We start from the raw sequence: 20,674 nt of genomic DNA, 5'->3' as shown, positions 1-20,674 counted from the left end.
TATGAAGCTAAAACTTTTTATCCCGATCTGTATTATGATATCCTGTCTTACTTTTTCGCAGGTAAAACTATCCAAAAGAGAAGATCTCAGTAGAATAAATAAAAACTGGAGACTTACTAAAACTATTTCCGGAACCTATGGTATCATAGACAAAAGCGGAAATATTATTGTTCAGCCTGTTTATTCAAAAATTAATAAATTCGGAGAGTATTCCAATGATCTCGCAATGGTAAAAAATATATCCGGAAGTTATGGTTTTATCAACCTATCAGGAACTGAAGCAATTCCTGCTCGCTACGAATTGAAATACATTCAAAATAATTTTTCTTCTTTGTATAAAAAATATATCAAGTAAACTGAAATATGAAAATCTTATCTATAATATTTATCTTAACGGCTATTTTAACAAATTCTCAGACTCACAGATACATTTATGAATTAAAATATAGACCTGAAGCAGGTGCTGCAAATTACAAAAAGCAATTAATGGTTCTGGATGTGAATCCTGATGATATAAAATACTATGATTATAAATTTTTGGAAAAAGATTCCTTAAATCAACTGCATAAATCGCAGGATAGGACCTGGACTTCACAAATACCTGTTAGCAGAAAAAAAGATTCTGATAAAAATATAAATTATGTATTGATTGGAGATAATATTTATTCCTATCCCACAGAAGATAAAATGCAGTGGAGCCTGGAAAAAGAAACTAAACAACAGGACGGTCTGAGTTTACAAAAGGCAGTAACAAAATATGGTGGACGTCACTGGGTGGCGTGGTTTACAAAAGATATTCCTTTCAATCAAGGTCCTTATAAATTTCAGGGGCTTCCGGGGCTGATCATGGAAATTAACGATACTGAAGACAATTTTATCTTTAAGCTGGTAAAAAGTACAAATCTTCCGGCGACCTACGACACCTCCAATATTCTGGAAGTAAGGTATGGAGATAAACCCATCCCTACAAACGAAAAAACCGTTATAAAAAAAGCTATCGAATATTTTAATAATCCTTTAAATGATATCAGACAAGAATTTATTAATAATAAAATATCTTCCTTTGAATATAACGGAGTAAAATACAAACCTGAAGAATTAACTGGTCTCATTAAAGAAGAGCAGGAATATATTCTTAAAAATTATAATCCTATCGAATTAGATAAATCATTTCCATATAAAAAACCCTAATTCTCACTAAAACAGATTAAACTTTATAATAACCAAAACACCATTATTATTTTCCTTATCTTTTACAGAGCAGGTGATACTTTTTTTATATAAATCATTCAGAAGCTGGATTCTTTCCAGCGTGTTTTTCATTCCTCTGCCCTCCCTGGTTTTCTGATGCTGGGTTTTCTGCTTTTTACTTTCTTCGATGCCTATTCCGTTGTCTTCGATAAGGATTTTCAGATATGAGTCACTTTTCTCAAAGTTTAATTTTAAAAAACCTTTATCCATTCTGTAGCGGAGGCCGTGCCAGACCGCATTCTCAAGAAAAGGCTGTATCAACATTCCCGGAATCTGAAGGTTTTGCATATTCAGACTTTCATCTACTTCAATTTCATAATCGAATTTATCTGTAAAGCGGGTTTTTTCCAAGGTAAGATAATTCTGAAGAAGATCCAGTTCTTGTTGAAAAGGAATAAAATCTTCTGTTGAATTTTCCATCACACCCCGCATCAGTTTAGAAAATTTTGTCAGATACTGATTGGCTTCCAGTTCATTATTGGTTGCGATAAAGTGATTGACACTATTTAAACTGTTAAAGATAAAATGTGGATTCATCTCTCTGCGGAGCGACTGAAGGGCAATTTTTTTATTTTTCGTCTGAACCTTTTTCAGTGTTCTGAAAATAAAAATAATCAATCCCGTCAACAGAATAAGAGTTCCAATCAGACTGTAGTTAAAGACATTTTTCTTTCTGATCAGTTCATCTTTAAGCTCTTTTTCTTTTTCCAGCTGTGAGATGCGCTGTTCTGTATCTTCAAGAACTTTATTGTCAACCAGACTTCGGTCTTTGGAAACGAGATTCGGAAGTTTCCCCAAAAAGTCTCTATACAGCTGAACTGAAGCATCCACATTTCCTGAGATTGCATAAAGGCTGTCCAGTTTTTTTACACTTCTCTGCGCTTCCAGCGTATGACCTTTATCCAGAGCAATCACATACGCATTTTTCAGAAGACCTACTGCTTCCTTCGGATCATTTTTCTTAATATAGATATCTGCCAGTTCCTGGATCTGATTGACTTTTTCCTGTGAATTTTCTTTTACAAAATCTTCTTTCAGTACTTTCTTTTTGGCTTCAATAGCCTTTTCAAAGTTTTTGTTTTCTACATAGAGATCGGCCAGCTTCTGGTTGATGGCCAATGCCTGCTGGGGTGCTTCTCTCTTCGAAATTTTATATGCGGTATTAAGGTTTTCTTCGGCACTGGAAACATCTTTCTGCTTCAGGTTGACATCGGCTAACTGACTGTAGCTTTCCGCAAGATAACCCTGTTCATTTTCTTTTTTACTCAGATTGATGTTATTCTGAATGGCTTCTGTTTTCAGTTCGGGTGTAGGCGAAGAAAGTCTTGCCACATCATTAGAATTGACGGCCTTACTTCTTTCACTGTAGCTTACCTGTGCTGCCATGCTGTAATTGCTTATGGCTGGTGTTATTTTATTCTGTTTTTCCTGTGACTGGGCTAATCTTCTGGTTGCTTTTTCAATATTGGGTTTATCATTGAGCTTTTCATATAGCTTTTTGGCTTTGGTGTAGTACTCTTCGCTTTTCGGGAAGTTTCCGCTGTTAAAAAATGTTTCACCAATATTATAATAAGAATCTGCCTGGGCAGGTTCATTTTTAGTATCCATTGCTTTTTTAAGCTTCTTCGTTTCTACCTGTACCTCTTCCACAGCCGTACTGCTGTTATTGGTGGTTTGGGAGAAAAGTGTATTTCCCCAAAGTAACAGTAAAAAGAGCGTAAAGAGTGTAAGCATTTTCATAAAACAAAGATATAGATATATATAGTCTGCTCAAAAACTATTCACCAAGTGAAGTTTACCTTTCACCAAGTTTAGTATTTGATAACGTGACGGTAACGCTAAGTTTGGAACAAAATAATTCAAATTTAAAATCATGAAAAAGCTAACATTTACATTTTTTCTCATTATGACTTCTTTTTTAAGTCTTTCAAAAGCACAGGTCGGAGGCAACCAAATCTACAGAGACAAAAATAACTACGACAATTCCCTATCCAAAACCCTCCCTGAGTTCAACAATACCAATAGTTATTTCGCTACCGATTCTACTCTGGTTGTGAATGTGAAAGTATTAATGAACAAAACTGCCGACCGGTATAAACTGACCTTAGGACTGAATGAGGAAGCTGAAACCCCAAAAATTGCCATTGAAAATATCAACAGGAGAATCAACGGTTTTATCAAAAGGCTATCCTCAATGGGAGTCAAAAGCGATGATATTTTTGTGGATTTTATTTCACAGACCAAAATCTATGATTACAATATCAATAAAGACTCACAGACAGTTGTCCAGAAAATGGAGGGATTTGAAACAAAGAAAAATGTCATTATTACAGTAAACAAACATTCCATGATAGAAAAACTGATCTCTGAGGCTTCGGACTTCCAGATTTATGATGTTATTAAAGTAGATTATATCAACAGTGATATTGATCACATCCAGGAAGATCTCCTCAAAGAGGCTTATAAAGTTTTCGAGAAAAAGAAAGAAAACTATTTTAACCTGTTTAAAAAAGAAATCATCGGAAGCCCCACAGCTACATCAGGTTTTACTTATATTTTTCCCAAAAGCCAGTATCAGAATTATACCGCTTATGAAAGTGCCTATGTTACCTATCAATCTGACAGCAGGTATATAAAAAAAGAAGAAAGGAAATCAAAGACCTTCTATTATGACGGAACAGATTATACAGGTTTTGATGAGGTAATCCATAATGCTGATCCTGAAGTGGGAATACAGTACATAATGAACCTTAATGTAAAGTATGACCTGAAAAAAAATAAAGAGAAGTAATCATTTTTGAAAGCCCACCAAGTGAAAGCTCTATTTCACCAAGTCTCCCGGTTTCCGGTTTCTCATCTGTGTAATTTTACATCAGAATTAAAAATTTAAAAACAGGAAATTATGAAATTGAAACATTTTTTATTAATCGGAATTTTAACCCTTGGAAGCTTTGTAAATGCTCAGGAAGTAAAGAAAAATGCAATTGAAGTAACAGGCGTTGCCGAAATGGAAGTAGAACCGGATGAAATCATCTTCAGTATCGGAATAAAAGCAGATAACAAAAATGATCTGGCAGATAACGAAAAAAAGTTATTTGATATCTTAAAAAATGCAGGCGTGAAGAACGAGGATATCAAGTTCAAATCAATGTATCAGAATATCTATTCTAAAACAGCTAAGTTTTCTAAGAACTATCAGTTTAAAGCCAGCACAAAATCAAATCTCAGCAAAATCTTTGAAGACCTGAATCAGAAATGGGTAAGCAGCCTGAATATCGCTGAAGTGAAGAATACCAAAATTGCAGATTTCAGAAAAGCAGTAAAAATCAATGCATTAAAAGCAGCTAAAGAGAAAGCAGACTATTTACTGGAAAGCATGGGTAAAAAGACAGGGAATGCTATTGAAATTGTAGAGATAGAAGATTACACCAGCGATATGATCATGCCTGTGGCTTATAAAGCAAGAACAAGCAATATCCAAATGGAAATGGCTGATGCTCCGATAGATTTCTCCTTTGAGAATATTGAAAATATCAAGCTGAAATACAGCATCAAAACAAAATACGAAATCCTTTAAAATAACAAATTAAAAAAGACAGTTCCTTCGGGAGCTGTTTTTATTTTCTGCCTGCCACAAACTCACCAAGTCAAACCGCCACTTCACCAAGTTTCCCCGTTTTCATCGTTAAACAGGAATAATTTTACTTCAGGAATTCAAAATAACAGACCCAAAAACGCTATTTCCTAATTACAATAAATAACCCATAAAAAAATAACAATATGACAACTTTAAAAATCTTAGCACTTGCAGCAGGTACCGCTTTTTTAAGCTCCGGTAATATTCAGAACAACCGCTCTGTAAATAGTAATACTGATAATAGTTTATTGGCACAAAAAAATTCATTGATTCCGGTAAACACAGCTGTAAAAGATAATAAAATTCAGGTCGCACTTTTACTGGATACTTCCAACAGTATGGACGGACTGATTGATCAGGCAAAATCCAGACTTTGGAATATTGTGAATACGCTGACCACTCTGAAGTATAACGGTAATGCGCCCCAGATTGAAATTGCCCTGTACGAATATGGCAACGACGGAATCCGTGATGAAAACTATATCCGTCAGGTAGCTCCTCTTACCCAGGATCTTGATCTTATTTCTGAAAAATTATTTGCTTTAAGAACCAATGGTGGCAGTGAATATTGCGGTGCGGTGATCCGAGACGCCTCTGCCAACCTGAACTGGGACAGCAATGAGAAAAGTATGAAACTGATTTATATTGCGGGAAATGAAGCATTTGATCAGGGAAAAATAAATTATAAAGATGTGGTTTCAAAAGCAAAGGGCAAAAATATTTATACCAACACCATTTTCTGCGGAAGCCGGGAAGAAGGGATCCAGACTTTCTGGCAAAACGGAGCGTCGTTGGGAGGTGGAAAATATTTCAATATCGACAGCGACAGAAAAGTGATGTATATTGAAACGCCTTATGATATCAGAATTTCTGAATGCAATGCCAAACTGAATGACACTTATATCTATTATGGAAATCATGGCTCAGAGTACAGACTTAAGCAGATTACGCAGGATAAAAATGCAGAAATGCAGTCAGCATCCAACCTGGTGGAAAGAGCAGTTGCCAAATCAAAAAAGAACGCTTATAAAAATGATCACTGGGATCTGGTAGATAAAGCTGAAAAAGATGCCGGCTTTATTGCCAGTGTTAAAGAGAGTGAACTTCCTGCTGAACTGAAAGGAAAAAGCAAGGAGGAAATTCAAAAAGCAATCACGGCAAAGGCAGCAGCGCGGGAAAAAATACAGAAAGAAATTGAGGACCTTTCACAAAAACGTCAGAGTTACATTGACGGAGAAATGAAAAAAAGGGGAACAGATGATTCTGATGATCTTGGAAAAGCCATTGAGAATTCCATTCTTGAGCTGGCAAAAAAGAATGGGTATAGTTTGTAGTTGAACGGGCAGTCTCAAAAAGGCTGCCTGTTTTTTTAAACTTTTGCACGCTTTTATGGTAAAAACATCATCTTCCAAATTTAAAATACCTTGATAATGGATGCTTTTTATTTTTCATAAATAAAGAAGCCATCTCCATGCCCGTTACTGAAAAAGTAATTCCGTTTCCCCCGAAGCCCAGGACAAAATAAGAGTTTTTGAATTTTTCATGTTCGCTGATATAAGGTAAGCCGTCTTTCGTTTCTCCGAAAGTCCCAGCCCACACAAAATCAGGATAAAACTGATAATCAGGCTTTATTCTCTTTAAGTTCTTTATAATCCTTTTCTCTTTTTTATCCAAAATTGCATCGCGTTTCTCAGCATTATAAAAATCTTCGTCTTCCCCACCCATCAGAAGTCTTCCGTCATCTGTAGTCCGCATATAGAGATAAGGATCATCAGTATTCCACACTAATGTACTGTCAATATTTTTAAATTTATCTTTATCAATTTCAGAAACAACAGCATAAGTGCTTTTCAGGTTAACAAAATTTTCCTGAATAAGATTCTTACTTTCATAGCCTATACAGTAAATGATCTTTTTTGCTTTGATCTGAAATCCGCTTTCTACGGTAACAAGATTAAAACCTTTATGATATTCTACCGCTGCCATTTCAGTTTTATCGAAGATTTTTAATCCTTTCTTTACATTATGTATAAAAAGTTCATGGGCAAACCGAAAAGCATCAATACTAGCACCCTGTTTTGATAGGATCCCTCCGAACGTATTTTCAAATCCAAATTGTTCCAGCACCTTATCTGCAGATAACCACTTTACATCAAACCCTGCATTTTTCCTGGCTTCAAATTCTTTTTTCAGCCATTCTGCATCTTTCTTTTTTGAAGCATAATACAACGATTTTTTACGTTTAAATCCTGCATCAGAACGTATCAGTTTTGTTAATTTTTCTATTGAATCAATTGCATCACTGCAGGCTTTATAACTTAAGGCAGCACCTTTTTCCCCTATTTTTTCTATGAGCTCATACAGTGGAACATCTATTTCATACTGGAGCATTGAGGTAGTAGCAGAAGTGCTTCCGTTGCAAAGTTCACGTTTATCAATAACAATTGTATTATAGCCGTCTTTCATCATCTGGTGGGCAATCAGGCTACCCGTAATACCGCCCCCCACAATAAGCACATCGCATGATTCATTTGATTTTAAAGAAGGATAAGATGCTAGCAACCCGTTTTTTAAAAGCCAAAAAGGTTCATTTGATTTGAGATTCATATTAATATTTTACACTGAAAGTAACAATATTTATACCTTTTTTAACAAATTTTCATTAAATTATGGTGTAATTATTGTTGTTCTTTTAAACTCAAACACCATAAAATATTTATTATGATAACAATTATTCCAGAAGCCCCGGAGAATGTTGCAGCATTCAATGCTACGGGAGAAGTAACAAAAGAGGATTTTGAAAAACTGGTAATTCCGCGCGTAAAAGAAAAGGTAGAGCAGTTCGGTGAGCTGAATTATTTATTGTATTTGGATACCGATCTGGATAATTTTACCATGGGTGCATGGCTTGAAGATCTGCTATTGGGATTAAAAAATCTCACCAACTGGAATCGTTCAGCCATTGTTACTGATAAAGAAGGTATACGTGATTTTACCAGTATTTTCAGTGTTCTGATGCCGGGAGAGTTTAAATCTTTCCCCAAAGAAAATTTATATAATGCCCTCTACTGGTGTAAAAACGGAGATGAGGTAGAGGCATAAAAAACTTATTTATACAAAAGAACCTGTTTCTCTCTGAAACAGGTTCTTTTTTTGATTTCACCAATAAAAATTATATCCTTATTTATCACATGTTACACAATCTGCAACAACTTCTTCCTCATCACTTTGAGTCTGTGATCCGTACAGATACATATATCTTACGCTGATAGCCAATCCTATAAAAGTCATCCCCACTCCTACCAACGATGGATAATTGAATGAATAACCATATTCTAAAGGAATTCCGCCAAAAAAAGCTCCCATTGCATTAGCAATATTAAAACCAGCCTGCATAAAAGCAGCAGCCATCATTTCACTTTTTGGAGCAGCTTTCATCATCATAATATTGATAGGTGGTGCAATAGACATTGATAAGGCGCCACACATAAATGTCAGTACCAAAGCAATATTTTTATATTCTGCCAGGAAGAAAACTCCTCCAAGAGAAATCATCATCAGGAAGATCAGAAGTGCGCACGTCTTTTCAGGGCCCAATTTATCTGAAACTACACCTCCAACCAGATTTCCTACCACCATACCAGCGCCGGCAAGAACCATGACATAGGCCATCTGGCTGCTTTTTATGCCTGCAACAACGGTCATCAAAGGAGTAATATAACTTAACCATGTGAAAAGCCCCCCAAATCCGATCGCTGTAATGGCAAGAACCAGCCACGACTGCTTATTTTTAAGGAATTTCAGTTCTTCCATGAAATGGGTATTCTGATTGGATTCCAGATTCGGAAGCCATAGTTTCAAAAAGAAAATAGCAAAAAGGCCAATGACTGCCACAATAGCAAAGTACAGTCTCCAGTGGAAGGTGTGCCCGATATAGGTAACCAGAGGAACCATTGCCAGATTGGCGACCGTAAGCCCTGTAAACATCATGGATATATAAAAAGCTTCTTTTCCTTTTCCTGCCATTCTAGAAGCTACTACGGTTCCTACTCCGAAGAATGCCCCGTGAGGAAGCCCGGACAGAAATCGTATAACCAACATGCTGTTGTATCCCGGAGCTATCGCAGAAAGAGCATTAAACAGTGTGAAAAGGATCATAAAAGCCATCAGGACCTTTTTAGGTGGAAATTTTACAGAATACCCAATCAGAATAGGCGCTCCTATAACCACCCCCATGGCATAGGCAGAAATTAGATGCCCCGCCTGCGGGATCGTAATCTGCAGTGTTTTTGCAATATCCGGCAACAATCCCATGACGGTAAATTCCGTAGTTCCTATCCCTAAACCTCCGATTGCCAGAGGTATTATTCTTTTATCAATCTTCATTGTATCTAATCTTTTTCTGAATTATTTTTTGTAATCACCTGATCGTGTCTGTTTTGAAAGTGCAAAATTCGACAGAAAGTTTCAATTTAACTTCTCTTTGAATGATAAAAATTTGCTCCATATTAACCTTTTTATTTAATTTTAAATCCAGAAACAATCAAATCAGGACAATATGAAAATACAGAAAGAAATTATTGAATTTGAAAAAGGAAAATCATTCAAAGTATTTGCTCCTTCTTTGAAAAACTGTTTTTTCTGGCATTATCATCCTGAAATTGAGCTGGTGTATGTAGAAGCAGTAAACGGAATCCGGCATGTTGGAAAAAATATTTCCGGCTTTGCAGACAGTGACCTTCTGCTGATTGGCTCCAATGTTCCTCATCTCAATTTTGATTATGGTATTCAGACTGAATGTAAACAGCTCGTTTTGCAGCTGCGGGAGAGTTTTCTTCAGGATATCATCCTTCCTGTACCTGAATTTGAAAATATTAAAACCCTTTTAGAACGTTCTTATCTTGGATTATCATTTTCCGGAAACACTAAAAATATTGTAGTTGAAAAGCTACAGATCATTAAAGACAAAAGCTCTTTCGAATCCCTGGTTGGACTGATTGAAATTTTACAGATCCTTGCCACTTCTACCGAAGTAAAAGAGCTCAATAAGGAAGACACCAGAATCAAATGGTTCCTGAACGATAAAATCAGAATGGGAACCATCTATGATTATATCCATGAAAACTACGACAGAAAACCTAATGTCAATGAGATTGCACAAATAGTGAGTCTCAGCACTCCTGCTTTCTGCCGTTATTTTAAAAAGCAGACCAACATGACATTCACTGATTTTGTCAACAACTACAGGATCAATCAGGCTAAAATATTCCTGCTGAAAGATCAGTCTGTAACAGAAGTCTGTTTTCAGGTAGGTTTTGAAAGCCTTTCTTATTTTAATAAACTGTTCAAACAGCATACCGGGGAAACTCCTTCTGAATTCAAGAAGAAACATTTCAGACCTATTGAAATCAATGGAAAGATTGCTCCTATTACGAGGGAAAACGTGTGCAATAAGTAGGTTCAGGCTAAAGCTGATTGATTATATAATGTTTAAAGCAAACTGAAATCTGATCCTGTTGAGATGTGCTTAATGAGATGCTATATTTTAACCAGCCCGGCGGAAAATATTTGGAAGTTTTACCCCATAAAAAGATTAGCCCTTCAATCCGTACCCCTTATCCATACCATCTGCTACCTAATCCCTAAAAACAAAAAACCGTTCATTGCTGAACGGCCTGTATTTTAATGAATATGTTTTTCTGCGTGGTAAGAACTTCTTACAAGAGGAGAACTTTCAACGTGTCTGAAACCTAAGCTTCTAGCAAAATCTCCAAATTCATCAAACTCTTCCGGTGTAATAAATTTCTTTACAGGAAGGTGTTTTTTAGTAGGCTGCAGATATTGACCAAGTGTAATAACGTCTACATTGGCATTTCTGATGTCTTCAATTGTCTGGAATACCTCATCTTTGGTTTCACCTAATCCAAGCATTACTCCTGTTTTCGTTCTTCTTTGTCCGGCTTCTTTCAGGTATCTTAATACTTCAAGGCTTCTTTCATACTTTGCCTGAATTCTCACTTCTCGGGTAAGCCGTTTTACCGTTTCCATATTGTGGGAAATCACTTCGGGAGCAACTTCTACCAGTCTGTCAAGGTGTTTTGTGATCCCCTGGAAGTCGGGAATCAATGTTTCCATTGTCGTTCCCGGAGAAATTCTTCTTACAGCATTCACTGTTTCTCCCCAAAGAATAGATCCCATATCTTTCAGATCATCACGGTCTACAGAAGTAAGAACAGCATGTTTAATCTTCATCAGTTTGATGGATCTTGCCACTTTTTCTGGTTCATCCCAGTTGACATCAAGTGGTTTTCCTGTTTTTACACCACAGAATCCGCAGCTTCTTGTACAGATATTTCCTAAAATCATGAAAGTAGCTGTACCTTCTCCCCAGCATTCTCCCATGTTCGGGCAGCTTCCGCTTTGGCAAATGGTATTTAATTTATATTTATCAACCAAAGTTCTCAGCTCTCTGTAATTCTTTCCGGTAGGAAGTTTTACGCGGATCCATTTTGGTTTTTGAACGGTAGTGTCTTGAACTGAATTTTCCATTTCTAAAATTGAAGTTCAAAGTTAAGGAATTTTTAATGGAAACCATCAACCGGAGATATTGATGAAACTGATCATTCAAATTTCATTTGTATATTTACGGCTTCAAAATATTCTTATGAGAAAAATATTCTTTCTTTTATTCGTGGCATGCGGAGTATTCTGTTTTGCTCAGGAACAGCTACAGCCGGCAGGCTCCACGGTTCTTGAGACGGTAGACGGAGATCTTGATGGTGACAAAATTCCTGAAAAAGTAATTGTTTATAATACAAAGGATACTACGGATATGGGAAACATCCGTGAAATTCAGATTCTGAAAAAAGTAAACGGAAAATGGACTATTCTTGAAAAATCCAGAAATGCTGTTATGGAAAGCAGAGCCGGAGGTATGATGGGAGATCCTTATGGAGAAACCAAAATTGAAAAAGGAATCCTGATCATTTCCCAAAATGGAGGAAGCAGCTGGAAATGGGATGTAACAGATAAATACCGATTTCAGAACGGACATTTCGAATTAATAGGAACATCCTCTACCTCAGGAAGACCCGGTGATTATTGGAAAGATGTGGATTTTAACCTTTCTACAGGACAGCTGAACTATTCGAAGGAAGTGGAAAACAAGGATGAATATGGTAAATCTTTAAAGGAGACCTATATTAAAAAAGGACTCAAGCTTAATCTTCAAAACAGAAATCAGGAAAAACAGCAAAAAATAATTCTTCCGAAAACGAAAGAGGAAGTTTATTTTTAAATTAAAGCGGTGAAAATGGATGCTTCAATAAAGCACTTTCCTATTGAACAATATTCTTTTAATGATCATCAAATTCGTTATTTTTCAACAGTTCGGCTAGGACTTTTTTAGCACGCATTACCCTTACTTTGGTATTGGCAACGGAAATCCCCAATTCTTCAGCAATTTCTTTGATGCTTTTTTCTTCAAAAAACCTCAGCTTAATAATATCCTGATAGTTGGCATCCAGGGACTCTATAGTTTTGATGATTTTCTTCTGTTCTTCTTCGGAAATCAGAAGTTCTTCCGGAGATTTTGCATATTGATTTTTAACCTCATCAAGGTTTTCAACAGCATCTTCAGTGTCACGGTTCTTTTTTCTCCAGAAATCAATTACGGTATTCTGGGCAATAGTCAGCACCCAGGTTTTAAACTGAAAATGAGGATCAAACATATCCAGTTTCGAAAGTACTTTTGAAAAAACATTGACAGTAATTTCATCGGCATCATTTTCGTCTTTCACCTTCTTCATCACAAATGAGAAAACGTCCACCCAAAAAATATTAATGAGTTTAGTCTGGGCCTTCTGGTCTTTATCTTTGGCCTTCTGGATGAGCAGGAATAGCTGTTCGTCGTTCATTACTAACAAATATAGAGTATTTGGGGTGAAAAACAAAGGATGGGAAGGGTAAAGTGGTAAAAAGGCTAAAAGGCAAAACAGCAAAATAGCAGATTAATCACTTATTGTATAATATTTGCATTGTTCCAATGTAACTACAAAAAATCGCTTCACAATTTTACCATTAATCTTTTTTGCATTTTTGCCCTTTTGCTGTTTTGCTTTTTTCCCCTTAATACTTCTGAATTTATTATCTTTGCATCTTAAAATTTTAAAGTTAAAAATCAATGAATTCCTTTATAGAAGAACTGAAATGGCGTGGTCTTTTTGCCGATATGATGCCTGGAACCGATGAACAACTGAATAAAGAGGTAACTACTGCATATATTGGTTTTGATCCTACTGCCGATTCTTTACATATCGGAAGTCTTATCCAGATAAAAATCTTAGCTCACTTCCAGCAGCATGGCCATAAGCCTATTGCTTTGGTAGGAGGTGCTACAGGAATGATCGGAGATCCGTCAGGAAAATCAGCAGAGCGAAATCTTCTGGATGAGGAAACCCTTTTACATTATGTTGACTGTTTAAAGAACCAGCTTTCAAAATTCTTAAATTTTGAAGGAAACGAGCCAAACAAAGCAGAGCTGGTTAACAACTACGACTGGATGAAGAATATTTCTTTCCTTGATTTTGCTAAAAATATCGGGAAGAATATCACTGTCAATTATATGATGGCTAAAGATTCTGTAAAGAAAAGATTCTCAGGAGAAGGCGGTGCAGACGGAATGAGTTTTACAGAATTCACTTACCAGCTCATCCAGGGGTATGATTTCCTTCATCTATACCAGAACAATAATGTAAAACTGCAGATGGGAGGTTCTGATCAGTGGGGAAATATCACAACAGGAACAGAACTGATCCGTAGAAAAGCTCAGGGTGAAGCATTTGCATTAACGGTTCCTTTGATCACAAAAGCTGATGGCTCCAAATTCGGAAAGTCTGAAAGTGGGGAAAATTACTGGCTGGATAAAAAGAAGACCTCTCCTTATAAATTCTACCAGTTCTGGCTGAATGCTACTGATGAAGATGCTGAAAGATTCATTAAATTCTACACATTCTTAGGAAAAGAGGAAATTGAAGCTTTAATTGAAGAACACAGAACTGCTGCCCATGAAAGAAAACTGCAGAAAAAACTTGCAGAAGAAGTAACGGTTTGGGTACATGGAAGAGAAGAGTATGAAAAAGCACTGAAAGCTTCAGAAATTCTTTTCGGGCGTTCTACGGCTGAAGATCTGGTAAGCCTTGATGAGGAAACTTTCCTTGAAGTTTTTGACGGGGTTCCACAGAAAGAAATTGCAAAAGCAGATGTTTTAGGAGTAAGTATTGTTGATCTTCTTTCTGAAAAATCAGGTTTCTTGAAATCAAAAAGTGAAGCTCAAAGAGAGATTAAAGGAAATGCGATCTCTGTAAACAAACAAAAAGTAAATGATACATTTACAGCCAATGCAACTGACCTTATCGACGGTAAATTTTTATTGTTGCAAAAAGGTAAAAAAAGCTACTTTATTGTAAAAGCTCAATAGATACATCTCTCATTATTTATAAAAAAAGACTGTTTTTACACAGTCTTTTTTGTTTAACAGCTTATACAAAAGCCGCGAAAAAATTTCACGGCTCAGTTGAGAAAGTTACCATTTTTAAAAACTTACTGCCATTTCTGACATTGTATAAGAGCTATGAAAAAACTGATTGATATTGAAAATAATTGTATTGTCCGGTTTATTAAAATTTATAGGTAAGTCCTGCCTTTCCTCCTGAAGCGACTGTTCCTCCACCCAATTCCACATGCACTGCAAGGTTTTGAGTAAAAAAATACCTGCCCCCGATCTGACCTGCAAAGCCTACTCCTGAAGATTTGCCATCAAAATAATCGAAATCTGATCCGTTATATTTATAAGAAAATGAATTGTAGGCTAAAGTAGCTCCGGCATATACGTCCCATTTGTTCGGAATCTTAAGTAAGGTATTAAAATGATAATTCCCGTTGGCTCCTATGCCCAACCAGCTTCCTTTAATATCCCCTGAATATTTTTCGGAGGCATAACTCCCCTCTATTCCCACTGTAATATCATTATGTATTGCGTAATCTACCCCCACAGAAACAGGCAGCCCCCATCCGTTGGCTACTCCTATATCCACATTGATCTGTGCTTCTCCTTTCTGTATTCTCTGAGCATGTATACTCCCGAAAAGGAAGATTATTCCCAGTATTATGATTCTCTTTTTCATTCTTAATAGTTTATTTTTTTGTTATTGTCTGCCTGCAAAACTATTGGTCAGCATAACAGGATACAACCCTTAAAAAAAAGTATTTTTTTCTACTGATTTTTAGGTATTTTTCTGTCGTAAATTTTTAATTATCTTCACGTTTAATAAAAAATTGACCTGCAAACTAACACTGAAAATCAAAACAATGAAGAGATCATTATGTCTTCTCTATATTCTAATCCAGGTTACATTACAGGCCCAGGGACTATTTCCGCTCAATGAAAAGAAATATATTGACAGCCTGAAGCTTTCTGTGAATAATGATCCCAACAATATAACTAAAGCTAATGCTTATTTTCTGCTGTCGAGCTATTATAAAAGCATAGATACCATTGCAAGCAAAAAATACCTGGAAAATGGTAAAAAGTTTGGAGGGACAGATCTCTTCACAGAAGCCGTCTATTATTATTACGAAGGACAATATGAACAGGATCTGAACAAAGAAAAGGCCTCGATATCATTTCAGAAAGCCATTAGTGCACTATCTAAGCTTAAAGGTCAAAAAGCAGCTCTCTATCTCGCTTTATGCTGGTATAGTTATGGAATTTTACAGAAAAATAAAGAAGGATATCCTTTTCTGATCAAAACCATGCTTGAAAAAAGTATTCCTACTGCTGAAAAGTATGGTGAAGGCAAGGTATTAGGATTCCTGTATGCTCAGCTCGCTCTGATGTTTACGTATAACGCTGAGTTTGAAAAAGCAGGCAGATATAATGAAAAAGCCCTTCAGATTCTTGAAAGAAAAGAGCCTAACTCTACTGAACTATTCTATGCCTATCTTAATACAAGCAGTAATTATTGTTACCAGGCAAAATGCAGTATGGGAAAACAATTTCTGGATAAGGCAGGAAATATGGTACGTCCTTATCCAGACTCTTCTTCCAATACTTTTTATTATTATAACAGAGCATTATATTTCATTGGCGTTCAACAACATGAAGCAGCCCTGCAGACTATTGAAAAAGGGTTATTTTATGCTAAAAAATTTCATCAGAAACTGCAGATGCAGATGTTTTACTTTCATAAATATGACATTTTTAAAAAGCTGAAAAGATATGCTGAAGCCAAGAACCTTCTGGAAGAAATTCTGGCAGAAAAAACACTTGCCCAGGATCTGAACAACCGGAAAACCATTTATAGTCACCTTTCAAGTATCAATGAGATTATGGGAAATCTTGACGATGCCTTATCATGGGAGAAAAAATATTCAAAATTAAATGACAGCCTGAATGCTGAAAATATAAAACTGGAGATCAATAAACTTGAAACCAGGTTCAACACCTCTGAAAAAGAGAAAAGAATAGCTTTCCTGAACGCTGAGAGGAATCAGAAACAGATGGAAGTCAACCAAAAAAACTCTTATCTGTGGGTTCTTAGCCTGATTCTGCTTCTGTTTTTGAGCCTTTTAATCTTCTTATTCGTCATTTACAGAAAGAATAAAACGTTGTCTGAACAGAAAGAGATCAATCTTCAGCAGAGAATAGAAGATATTAAACAAAAGGAAGAACTATCGCTTACAAAGGCCATTCTTGAGGGTGAGGAAAGAGAAAGAGAGCGTGTTGCCAGAGACCTTCATGATGGCCTTGGCGGAATGCTTGCAGGAGTGAAGATCAACTTTTCTACATGGTCTTCCAATCATCTGAACCCCGAAAAAGATCAGGAATTTTATAAGATTCTGGGCCAGCTGGACAACTCTGTAAGTGAACTCCGGCATGTAGCCAGAAACCTTATGCCGGAATCACTGCTTAATTTTGGCTTGGAAACCGCATTGCATGACTTATGTGAATTTTACAGCAGAAAAAACCTTGAGATTGATTTTCAGGCTATCAGCATTGATAAAACATTACCTTTGAATATCCAGCTTAATATTTACAGGATTATACAGGAACTGTTGGCCAATGCTGTAAAACATGCAGAGGCAACCAATATTTTACTACAATGCTCCCAATCCGGAGAAAACATTCTGATCACTATTGAAGATAACGGAAAAGGGTTCGATAAAAACATAGAAAATACCTCCCAAAGTATGGGACTCCGCAACCTGAAGAACAGGGTCAATTACCTGAAAGGAAAAATGGAGATCAATTCTGATCATCAGGGAACAACAATTAATATAGAACTCAACACCAATGGAGAATGAAAAAATAAATATTGTCATCGTAGACGATCATCCCATCGTCATTGAAGGACTGAGAATGATGCTGAACAGCCAGTCTTTTTTTAATGTAGCAGGAAGTTTTGCATCCGGCGCAGAAACCCTCAGCTTTATCCGTTCACAAATGACAGATATTGTTCTTCTGGATATCACTTTACCGGATGCGAACGGAACAGAACTGTGTAGAGATATAAAAAAAATATCCCCTCATACTTCAGTCATTATGTTCAGTAACCGGTCTGAGCGAAGCATTATCATGCAGTCTATACAAAACGGTGCCAGCGGTTATCTTCTTAAGAACACTTCTATTGACGAGCTTGTGGTATGCATAAGAGGAGCTCTTTCCGGTGATATTGTTTTTTGTAATGAGACCAAGCAGATTATCAGCCGCCCATCTCAAAATGATCTTCCTATTCCAAGACTGACAAAAAGGGAAAAGCAGATCCTGCAGATGGTAGCTCAGGGAAAAACGAGCAGTGTAATTGCTGAAGAGCTGTTTTTAAGCCCTCTCACTGTAGATACCCACCGAAAGAATCTTCTTCAGAAATTTCAGGCAAAGAATTCAACTGAACTTATCAACAGAGCTATTCAGCAGCGCATGATTGAAGAATAAAAAAACCGCTTCAAAAGCGGTTTTTATATATAAACATTAAAATAATTTATGGTTCCAGAAAGCTGTAATCAATAGAAGCAACCAATACTCCCTTCCCTTTCTTCTTTACGGTTCTTACAACCTCTCCATCAATATAAAGATTGATTGTCAATTCAGAATTATCATCCGGCATTGAAGCATTAGCATCAAGGTTCAGCTGTGCCTGACTGGAGTTCACAAAGAATTCTCCACTTGTCCATGGTGAAGTTATAGGTGACTGCGGAGTATTGTATATCGTATTCTGAGTGGTACCTACCTGGGTAACAACACTAATGATGCTCCCACCTGAGGTTGTCTTCACTTCAAATTGAACTACGTGATCCTGAAATTCCTCATCGTCATCTTTTTTACAAGAACTGACAACAGTAATCACAGAAAATAATAAAACGAATAAAAAAGAAAGTCTAAGTAAACTTTTTGAATTGTAAAATTGCTTCATTTCTCCAAATAGATTTTTTAATGTTTCAAATATAAGTTTTTTATTAATATAAAAATAACTTTTATGAAAATTTTCCAATAAAGATTTCCAAATAATATCAAATCAATAAAAAATACAAAACCATTTTAAAATTCAAAAATACAGCCCAAAGAATCAATCTTTACACATCAGTCATCATACGGCTGAAGTTCATTGTACGAGTAATAAAAGTTAAGATTCTGAGTGTAATTTAATTATATTTGCTGTATGAATTTAGATTATCTAGTAAGAGAGCCGGAAAATATTACCCCTAATACCCCTATTCTTTTTATGCTTCATGGCTACGGCAGCAATGAGCAGGATCTTTTCAGCTTCAGGGAAACCCTTCCCAATGACTGGATCATTGTCAGCTTCAGAGCTCCACGTGATACTCAGTTTGAAGGATATTCATGGTATGATATTAACTTCAATGATCCTGAAAATTTTATTAATGTTTCACAGGCAAAAGAATCTCTCAATGCCGTTTTGGAAAATATATTAAAGATCATCAACCACTATGGTCTGATGGAAAGCAAAGCTCATCTGTGCGGATTCAGCCAGGGAGGAATATTGTGCTATGCTTTAGCCTTAAAACATCCGGAGCTTTTCAATCGTGTTGCCTGCCTTAGCAGTTATCCTGAGGATAAAATTCTTGACGGGATTGTAAAGGATAAAAAGAAATTGGAAGGACTTCATTTCTTCATTTCACATGGAACTGATGATGCAGTAATTCCACTTGAATGGGGGAGAAAAGCCGCAGATCTCCTTTATGACCTCAGCTGCTATTTTTCTTTCAGGGAATATATGAGTGGACATGGTGTCAATCAGAAGAATTATATGGATCTGATGGAATTTTTCTCCAAGTAAACAGATTTATCCAAAAAAACATTTTACACTGCTTTATTGCAATAGATATGAACATTCCAGCTTTTGGGATGTTTTTTTATTATTATATTGATAATTTCACTAAATTCAGTAAATGAAATTTAAATTGCTTTTACTGGTATTATTTCTAAGCATTTTTATAAATGCCCAGAACTCTTTTGAATTGATTAATACTAAAAAAGCAGTTATTCCTTTTAAGTTCATCAATAACCTGATCTTTATCCCCATTAATGTGAATGGTGCCGAGCTTACCTTTCTGCTGGACACAGGGGTTTCTGAAACTATTCTTTTCAGCCTGGAAAACAAGGAAATTAAGCTGAGTAACGTTGAGAAAATGAAATTCTCAGGGCTTGGAGGCAGCGTAAGTATTGACGGTTTAAAGTCTGAACGTAATACAGGTAAAATAGGAGAAGAAATTATTAATACTTCTATGTCTATCTATATTATTCTTGATGAGGAATTCAATATTTCATCCCATGTAGGAATTCCTGTAAACGGTGTCATTGGATATCATTTTTTTAAAGATCATCCCGTCTCTATAGATTACTCATCAAAAAAAATAACAATCTATGAAAATGCTGATCTTCTGAAAAAGAAGACCAAAAGATTTGAAGAATTTGCTATCACTATTGAAAAAGATAAGCCCTATCTGCATGCAGATGTAGAAATGACCAATGAAAAGAAAGACTCAAAACTAATGATTGATCTTGGCAACAGTGATGCGATATGGCTCTTTCCTACCCTGATTAAAAATTTTGTTTATAACAGACCCAATATTGATGACTTTCTGGGACGTGGATTCAATGGAGATATTTATGGAAAAAGAAGCCGAATTCACAATTTTTATCTTGGAAATTTTAAATTTGAGAAACCTCTTACCGCTATGCCGGATGAATTTTCCATTCAGCATGTTAATCTAGTAGAAAACAGAAAAGGATCTGTAGGAAATGAAATTATGCGTCGGTTTACAGTTATTTTTGATTATACCAATCAAAAGTTATACCTCAGAAAAAACAGATTTTTTGATGATCCTTTTCATTTCAATATGAGTGGGCTTGATTTCAGACAGGATGGACTGGAATGGCAGGAAGACAGGGTAAAAATTGAAACCCAAAAATCTGCTATGGTATCTGCTGAGGTTTACAAAGATTCGTTTCAGTATAAATTCAGCTTAAAACCTATATTTTCTATTTCCGGGGTAAGAAAAGATTCCCCTGCTTATGAAGCAGGCCTGAAAAAGGATGATAAAGTACTCAGCATCAACGGAGAAAAAACGTCTGATATGACCTTGGAAAAGATCGTAGAATTAATGAAATCCAATGAAGGTCGAAATATTACCATGGTCATTAGAAGAAAAAATGAAGAACTGACATTTCGCTTCGCCCTTGAAGACCCGATCCCTTATCAAGAATAA

The 20,674-nt window shown here is 36.1% G+C and carries 20 protein-coding genes; 13 read left to right on the top strand and 7 right to left on the bottom strand.

Going from position 1 to position 20,674, the window contains the following annotated elements; genetic code table 11:
• The first annotated feature begins 1 nt into the window (after position 1).
• On the top strand, positions 2-355 hold the full coding sequence (locus tag AC3FI7_RS22245; RefSeq protein WP_491460935.1) for a WG repeat-containing protein: 354 nt from the start codon (positions 2-4) through the stop codon (positions 353-355).
• 8 nt (positions 356-363) lie between these two features.
• Positions 364-1,191, top strand: coding sequence for a GLPGLI family protein (locus AC3FI7_RS22240; protein ID WP_491460934.1), 828 nt, complete (start codon positions 364-366; stop codon positions 1,189-1,191).
• Positions 1,192-1,197: 6 nt separating this feature from the next.
• Here the strand turns inward: AC3FI7_RS22240 and AC3FI7_RS22235 are convergent, their stop codons facing one another.
• Positions 1,198-2,991 (bottom strand): tetratricopeptide repeat-containing sensor histidine kinase, encoded by a 1,794-nt coding sequence (locus AC3FI7_RS22235; protein ID WP_491460933.1) that lies wholly within the window; start codon positions 2,989-2,991, stop codon positions 1,198-1,200.
• 133 nt (positions 2,992-3,124) lie between these two features.
• Here AC3FI7_RS22235 and AC3FI7_RS22230 point away from each other — a divergent pair, with 133 nt between their 5' ends.
• The 3 genes from AC3FI7_RS22230 to AC3FI7_RS22220 all read left to right on the top strand — a co-directional run bounded on the left by AC3FI7_RS22230 (position 3,125) and on the right by AC3FI7_RS22220 (position 6,222).
• Positions 3,125-4,042 carry an SIMPL domain-containing protein gene (locus AC3FI7_RS22230; RefSeq protein WP_491460932.1) on the top strand — a complete coding sequence of 306 codons (918 nt, stop codon included), beginning with the start codon at positions 3,125-3,127 and terminating at the stop codon, positions 4,040-4,042.
• A gap of 111 nt (positions 4,043-4,153) precedes the next feature.
• A complete protein-coding gene (locus AC3FI7_RS22225; RefSeq protein ID WP_291903927.1) occupies positions 4,154-4,828 on the top strand; it encodes an SIMPL domain-containing protein in 675 nt (224 codons plus the stop codon).
• A 203-nt stretch (positions 4,829-5,031) separates the two neighbouring features.
• Positions 5,032-6,222 carry a VWA domain-containing protein gene (locus AC3FI7_RS22220; protein ID WP_491460931.1) on the top strand — a complete coding sequence of 397 codons (1,191 nt, stop codon included), beginning with the start codon at positions 5,032-5,034 and terminating at the stop codon, positions 6,220-6,222.
• A 67-nt stretch (positions 6,223-6,289) separates the two neighbouring features.
• On the opposite strand, the gene AC3FI7_RS22215 is transcribed toward AC3FI7_RS22220, so the two are convergent.
• On the bottom strand, positions 6,290-7,495 hold the full coding sequence (locus tag AC3FI7_RS22215) for an NAD(P)/FAD-dependent oxidoreductase (protein ID WP_491460930.1): 1,206 nt from the start codon (positions 7,493-7,495) through the stop codon (positions 6,290-6,292).
• 114 nt (positions 7,496-7,609) lie between these two features.
• Here AC3FI7_RS22215 and AC3FI7_RS22210 point away from each other — a divergent pair, with 114 nt between their 5' ends.
• Positions 7,610-7,990: a SpoIIAA family protein gene (locus tag AC3FI7_RS22210; RefSeq protein WP_142724641.1), complete on the top strand. Its 381-nt coding sequence runs from the start codon at positions 7,610-7,612 to the stop codon at positions 7,988-7,990.
• A 78-nt stretch (positions 7,991-8,068) separates the two neighbouring features.
• Here AC3FI7_RS22210 and AC3FI7_RS22205 read toward each other — a convergent pair whose 3' ends face one another.
• The gene (locus tag AC3FI7_RS22205) at positions 8,069-9,274 is read right to left on the bottom strand and encodes an MFS transporter (protein WP_142724642.1); all 1,206 of its coding nucleotides are present in this window, start codon (positions 9,272-9,274) and stop codon (positions 8,069-8,071) included.
• A gap of 172 nt (positions 9,275-9,446) precedes the next feature.
• Here AC3FI7_RS22205 and AC3FI7_RS22200 point away from each other — a divergent pair, with 172 nt between their 5' ends.
• Complete coding sequence (locus AC3FI7_RS22200; protein ID WP_491460929.1) at positions 9,447-10,346, top strand: AraC family transcriptional regulator; 900 nt, start codon at positions 9,447-9,449, stop codon at positions 10,344-10,346.
• Positions 10,347-10,570: 224 nt separating this feature from the next.
• Here AC3FI7_RS22200 and lipA read toward each other — a convergent pair whose 3' ends face one another.
• Positions 10,571-11,437 carry a lipoyl synthase gene (gene lipA, locus AC3FI7_RS22195; RefSeq protein ID WP_002981042.1) on the bottom strand — a complete coding sequence of 289 codons (867 nt, stop codon included), beginning with the start codon at positions 11,435-11,437 and terminating at the stop codon, positions 10,571-10,573.
• 115 nt (positions 11,438-11,552) lie between these two features.
• Between lipA and AC3FI7_RS22190 the strand changes: the two genes are divergently transcribed.
• Entirely contained in the window at positions 11,553-12,185 is a 633-nt protein-coding gene (locus tag AC3FI7_RS22190) for a hypothetical protein (protein ID WP_491460928.1), read from the top strand.
• A 58-nt stretch (positions 12,186-12,243) separates the two neighbouring features.
• Here the strand turns inward: AC3FI7_RS22190 and AC3FI7_RS22185 are convergent, their stop codons facing one another.
• On the bottom strand, positions 12,244-12,804 hold the full coding sequence (locus AC3FI7_RS22185; RefSeq protein ID WP_491460927.1) for an RNA polymerase sigma factor: 561 nt from the start codon (positions 12,802-12,804) through the stop codon (positions 12,244-12,246).
• Positions 12,805-13,070: 266 nt separating this feature from the next.
• On the opposite strand from AC3FI7_RS22185, the gene tyrS reads away from it, so the two are divergent.
• Positions 13,071-14,366 carry a tyrosine--tRNA ligase gene (gene tyrS, locus AC3FI7_RS22180; RefSeq protein WP_343660748.1) on the top strand — a complete coding sequence of 432 codons (1,296 nt, stop codon included), beginning with the start codon at positions 13,071-13,073 and terminating at the stop codon, positions 14,364-14,366.
• Positions 14,367-14,565: 199 nt separating this feature from the next.
• Here the strand turns inward: tyrS and AC3FI7_RS22175 are convergent, their stop codons facing one another.
• Positions 14,566-15,072 (bottom strand): outer membrane protein, encoded by a 507-nt coding sequence (locus AC3FI7_RS22175; RefSeq protein WP_142724647.1) that lies wholly within the window; start codon positions 15,070-15,072, stop codon positions 14,566-14,568.
• Positions 15,073-15,256: 184 nt separating this feature from the next.
• On the opposite strand from AC3FI7_RS22175, the gene AC3FI7_RS22170 reads away from it, so the two are divergent.
• Entirely contained in the window at positions 15,257-17,251 is a 1,995-nt protein-coding gene (locus AC3FI7_RS22170) for a sensor histidine kinase (RefSeq protein WP_491460926.1), read from the top strand.
• Positions 17,241-17,879: a response regulator gene (locus tag AC3FI7_RS22165; RefSeq protein ID WP_142724649.1), complete on the top strand. Its 639-nt coding sequence runs from the start codon at positions 17,241-17,243 to the stop codon at positions 17,877-17,879. The genes AC3FI7_RS22170 and AC3FI7_RS22165 overlap by 11 nt, the downstream gene beginning before the upstream one ends.
• Before the next feature lie 46 nt (positions 17,880-17,925).
• Here AC3FI7_RS22165 and AC3FI7_RS22160 read toward each other — a convergent pair whose 3' ends face one another.
• Entirely contained in the window at positions 17,926-18,357 is a 432-nt protein-coding gene (locus tag AC3FI7_RS22160; protein WP_228451263.1) for a hypothetical protein, read from the bottom strand.
• A 246-nt stretch (positions 18,358-18,603) separates the two neighbouring features.
• On the opposite strand from AC3FI7_RS22160, the gene AC3FI7_RS22155 reads away from it, so the two are divergent.
• The gene (locus AC3FI7_RS22155) at positions 18,604-19,242 is read left to right on the top strand and encodes an alpha/beta hydrolase (protein ID WP_491460925.1); all 639 of its coding nucleotides are present in this window, start codon (positions 18,604-18,606) and stop codon (positions 19,240-19,242) included.
• A 112-nt stretch (positions 19,243-19,354) separates the two neighbouring features.
• Entirely contained in the window at positions 19,355-20,674 is a 1,320-nt protein-coding gene (locus AC3FI7_RS22150; RefSeq protein ID WP_491460924.1) for a PDZ domain-containing protein, read from the top strand.

The organism is Chryseobacterium sp. TQ-BC-N36 (assembly GCF_058382295.1).
The sequence above is the reverse complement of the archived record's forward strand: the minus strand, read 5'-3'. Positions and strand labels throughout refer to the sequence as shown.